This is a genomic window from Coxiella-like endosymbiont (genome assembly GCF_002871095.1).
Lineage (GTDB): Bacteria > Pseudomonadota > Gammaproteobacteria > Coxiellales > Coxiellaceae > Coxiella.
In genome coordinates this window covers 1-4,580 of the sequence record NZ_NSHJ01000148.1, presented here as the reverse complement: position 1 = coordinate 4,580, position 4,580 = coordinate 1, and the positions used below count along the sequence as shown (strand labels likewise).

The following is a 4,580-nucleotide window of genomic DNA, read 5'->3' as shown; positions in this document are numbered from 1 at the left end:
ATTCTTATAGAAATTTTTATTTTTATTTAACTTCTTGATCAAGAGCTCGTAAATAAAATTCTATTTTATAGACGTATTTATTTTTTAAATTTAATAAATTGAAATTAAATTTATTTAATAAATTGGAATTGAATTGCTATTAATTATTGTAGTTTTTGATTATCACTTAAAATATAAATAACAGTTCATATTCAACGATTAATAATTAATATTAACTGCCTATAAAAGTAGGCACGACACCTTTTTCTCATAAAAAGAACTGAATTTTATTCAAAAATGCTTTTTTCAATTTTCAATTATAATGCTTTACATTTTACTCGGCTAATGCTAAAAGTTAAAGATATATTAATTTTTCAAGTTAATTTATATTAAAAATATTTTTTTTAAAAATTTTATAAAAATGAGTCTGATTAATTATAGTTTTTTATAATTTTGATTTTAAACATCCTGAATTAAGACGTTTTTATTCTATCTGTATTTACTACTAGCAATACGAATGTTGAACTCACGTTGTAAATTTTATCGATGATAATAAAGCGTTCATGGCTCTAACTAATGTTTTGTACTAATGGTGTGAATTTTATTGAAGAACAATAGTTTCATAGAATAACCTTATATGAACAAGGTTTACAGATAAAAAACTGCTATACTTGAAATTTAAATGGTATAAGGTAGTTTACCTAGGATAGATTTTCTTAAATTTTTATATTTTTTGTGTTCTGCAATGGTTAAGACTTTATCTTAAATGTAGAGGGAGAGCGATTAATTATTTACTAACTGTTTTTACAATAACTTCATACCAGTACTATAATCATCCGGGTTTTAATAGACTGATATCATTATAATCATCATTTTTATGATAGTTTTTTATGAAAAATGTTCTTTGTTATATTTTTAAAGATTTTTAGGTTGAATTTTTAAGTTTCATATTGTTAGAGGCTAATTGAGTATCTTGATGTAGGTGCAACTCCGCTAACAATTGTTTAGCTGTATTCAAAAAAAGTTTTTCGTATTTTCGGGGAATACTTTGGTCTTTAGGAAGTTTTAAAGCTAACCAATTTTGGGGTTTACCATTGATATAAAAACCAAAGTGAAGATGTGGCCCTGTACTCCAACCTGATTCGCCTACGTACCCAATTATTTCTCCTTTATGCACCCATGTATTGAGGTGAAGTTTTGCGAATCGTAACATATGTCCGTACAGGGCGAGATAATGATGACCATAACGTACTTTAATTGTCATGCCATAGCCGCCGTCACGGCCTGTAAAGATAATCTGGCCTTCACCAATAGATTGAATAGGTGTACCAAGAGGAGCAGCAAAATCCACCCCTAGGTGAGGTCGAATTTTATGTAATACGGGATCATAGCGATTATAGCTAAAGTAACTGCTGATTCGTTTGTAATGCAGAGGGGCACGTAGAAAACGTGCTTCCATACTACGGCCATTAGGATTGTAATAGGCAGTATGATCGATAGGATAAGTATAACGAACGGCTTGCTCTATTTTACCTAGATGAATAAATTCAGCAGCAACAATATTGCCATTGCGATATTTCTTTCCATGAATGTAATTTTCTTGATATAGAAAATCAAAATGATCACCTCGACGGAGATCACTCGAAAAATTAATCTTCCCCCCAAAAATAGTTTGTAATTCGTTGAATATTCCAGAGGTTAGGCCAGATTTTTTTGCATCTTGAATTAAAGAATGTTGAATTACAATTGATTTATAAGTCAAAGTAGTTGTTATAAGCGGTTGGATTTTCATTTTCTTTATAAATTTGTTTCCTTGACGTATAAAAATTAATATCTTATTAGTAGCTGTTGATAGTGGATATTGAAGTGCCATGAGTTGATGATAAGAATTAGTTTGAAAAACAAGTTTTGTATGAGGATGAAGCACACTAAGTAATTCATTTTGCTTGAGCAGCTGCAGAAGATCTTCCTGATTAATTTTTAAACGATTAAAAATATCTGCTAAAGTATCGCCACGTGTTACTACGATGGTTTGCCATTTCAAATCTGATTTATTTATTTTTTTTATAATATTACATGGGTTAGAAGTGTTAGGGGTAAGTGGTTTAAAGGGTAGAGCAGGTGTGTGGTGAATCCAAGGTAATTTTATTAAAATGGATAGGAAGAGACCTACAATGAAAATGATTAATATGGTCGATTTCCATCTCATTTTTTTTGGTTGCATTGGGTTTCCTTTTGGATTTCGACTAGTTACAATTTTGAATCATAGCATGTAATACAAAGATCCGGAATAATAAAGAGAATTAGATGATTTCACCCCAAGAAGCACTAAAAGAAATTAAACGAGGTACTGTCGAAATTATTCTTGAAGAAGAATTACTTCTACGTTTAAGTGAAAAAAAACCATTGCGAATAAAATTGGGATTTGATCCTACAGCTCCAGATATTCATCTCGGTCACACCGTCGTATTAAATAAACTGCGTCAATTTCAAATTTTAGGGCATGAAGTTATTTTTTTAATTGGTGATTTTACGGGAATGATTGGCGATCCTACCGGTAGGAATATCACACGTAAACCATTAACACCTGAAGAAATTATGGAAAATACTAAAACTTATAAAGCACAAGCTTTTCGTATTTTAGATCCTGAGAAAACCCAAGTTACTTTTAACTCAAACTGGATGAATAATTTAAAGGCCGATGATTTCATTCGTTTAACATCAACTTATACAGTCGCACGAATGTTAGAACGAGATCATTTTAATAAGCGTTACGTTGCTCAACAACCGATTGCTATTCATGAATTTTTATATCCTTTATTACAAGGTTATGATTCTGTAGCTCTTCATGCTGACGTTGAATTAGGCGGCACTGATCAAAAGTTTAATTTATTGGTAGGACGAGAATTACAGAAATATTTTGGTCAACGACTCCAATGTCTTTTGATTATGCCTCTATTAGAAGGATTGGATGGCGTTCAGAAGATGTCTAAATCATTAAATAATTATATTGGTATCACAGAACCTCCGGAAGAAATGTTTGGTAAAATTATGTCGATATCCGATGAGTTAATGTGGCGTTATTATGAATTATTGAGTTTTCGGTCCATGCAGCAAGTTAATCAGTGGCGTAGAGAGGTAGTTGCAGGGAAAAATCCGCGGGATATAAAAATTTTATTAGGTGAAGAATTAGTAGAGCGTTTTCATGGGAAAAACGCAGCGAAGAGTGCACATCAGCAATTCATCGATCGCTTTAAAAATCATGTATTGCCGCGTGATCTTAAGAAAATTGAGGTTTTATCTGAAAACAAGTATTTAGAGATTGGGTACATTTTACAACGTGCAGGTTTAGTGAGCACGACTTCTGAAGCTCGTCGGATGATATCACAAGGTGCTGTTCGTATAGATGGCGAGCGAGTTGAAAATGTTCGATTAACTATCCCCACTGGGGAAAGTCATCTATACCAAGTGGGGAAACGTCGTTTTGCTAAGGTAAAGGTGATTTGATTTCTTCCTTTACTCCTCTGTATTTTGGACCAATTACAATAAAAAATTTGTAATTTTGCTAAAGATGGGGGGAAAGTGTAGAGAATCCTGAAGAATGTGATTTTTAAAATTGCGTAAATAGGGCAGAGCTTTTAAATTAAAGTCTCTTCAAGTAATTTCTTAAAATGCTTGTTGTATCCTCGTTCATACTTTAGTATGGATTAGGTAGTTATTAAGTAATGGCGACTAGAAAAATTTTTATCATCAAATATTTAGTATTGACCACTGCTTGATCACAGCTTCTATCTGTTCTTGAATTAAAAAATCTCTAAATGCCATTCAGTATGCAAGTTACTGGCACCCTAGGGCTTTTTCTTTTTGGGGGGGGAAAGTATTAGCTTTTTAGATGTTTTGAGAGTTGAATAATTTTAATCTTGTTAAGGTGTTTTCCCAAACTTTGAGCCATGACTTCTGAATTTCGCTGTGCAATAGCAATCGTTTGTTAAACATTGTTATTTAAAATGCCCTTTTTATTAACGGATCACAGCGTATAATCAGATTTTAAATAATTTTTATTTTGCAATACTACGCCAATCTTCTTTCAAATTTAAAAAAATTGTTTTTTAACCTGAATAAGAGCTTCTACAATTTCTTTAAGATTTTCTTGATTGCTTAAGATGAAAATATCAGTATATTCTCTTAATTCATTGTTTAATGAAAAGACTAAATTATCTAATCAATTATTTTCAGTAAGTAGTCCTTAGAGATTTGATTAAATTTAATAAAAAGTTTAGCGAGAATGAAAAAATTTTTATTTTTTAGAATTCTTCTTATAGTATTGTTTATTAGTTTTTCTGTGACATGCAGTACTAAAATCGATTCTAATCATTGAAAATATTTATTATTCTTGTAAGGTAATAAAAATTAATCATTTCAGGAATGAAAAAATTAATCATTTCAGGAATGAATTTTGTAAAATTCACTACTTTTTTTACAAAAAAATCTAGATTCTTGAGGAATATTTGTGATTGATTGCTAAGTATTTTTTTAATTTATTTTAATATTGAATTTCTTCTTCTGTAATTTTTTTAGGTTAAAATAGTACAAGAGTTTTG

2 protein-coding genes are annotated in these 4,580 nt (G+C 30.6%); one reads left to right on the top strand and one right to left on the bottom strand.

Going from position 1 to position 4,580, the window contains the following annotated elements:
- Positions 1–904 precede the first annotated feature (904 nt).
- A complete protein-coding gene (locus CLERM_RS03400; RefSeq protein ID WP_102157184.1) occupies positions 905–2,203 on the bottom strand; it encodes a peptidoglycan DD-metalloendopeptidase family protein in 1,299 nt (432 codons plus the stop codon).
- An 83-nt stretch (positions 2,204–2,286) separates the two neighbouring features.
- On the opposite strand from CLERM_RS03400, the gene tyrS reads away from it, so the two are divergent.
- Positions 2,287–3,486: a tyrosine--tRNA ligase gene (gene tyrS / locus CLERM_RS03395; RefSeq protein ID WP_102157183.1), complete on the top strand. Its 1,200-nt coding sequence runs from the start codon at positions 2,287–2,289 to the stop codon at positions 3,484–3,486.
- The last annotated feature ends 1,094 nt before the right edge of the window (positions 3,487–4,580 follow it).

Coding starts and splice junctions, on each gene's coding strand:
- CLERM_RS03400 (WP_102157184.1), bottom strand. CDS start 2,203: ATGCAACCAAAAAAAATGAGATGGAAATCGACCATATTAATCATTTTC.
- tyrS (WP_102157183.1), top strand. CDS start 2,287: ATGATTTCACCCCAAGAAGCACTAAAAGAAATTAAACGAGGTACTGTC.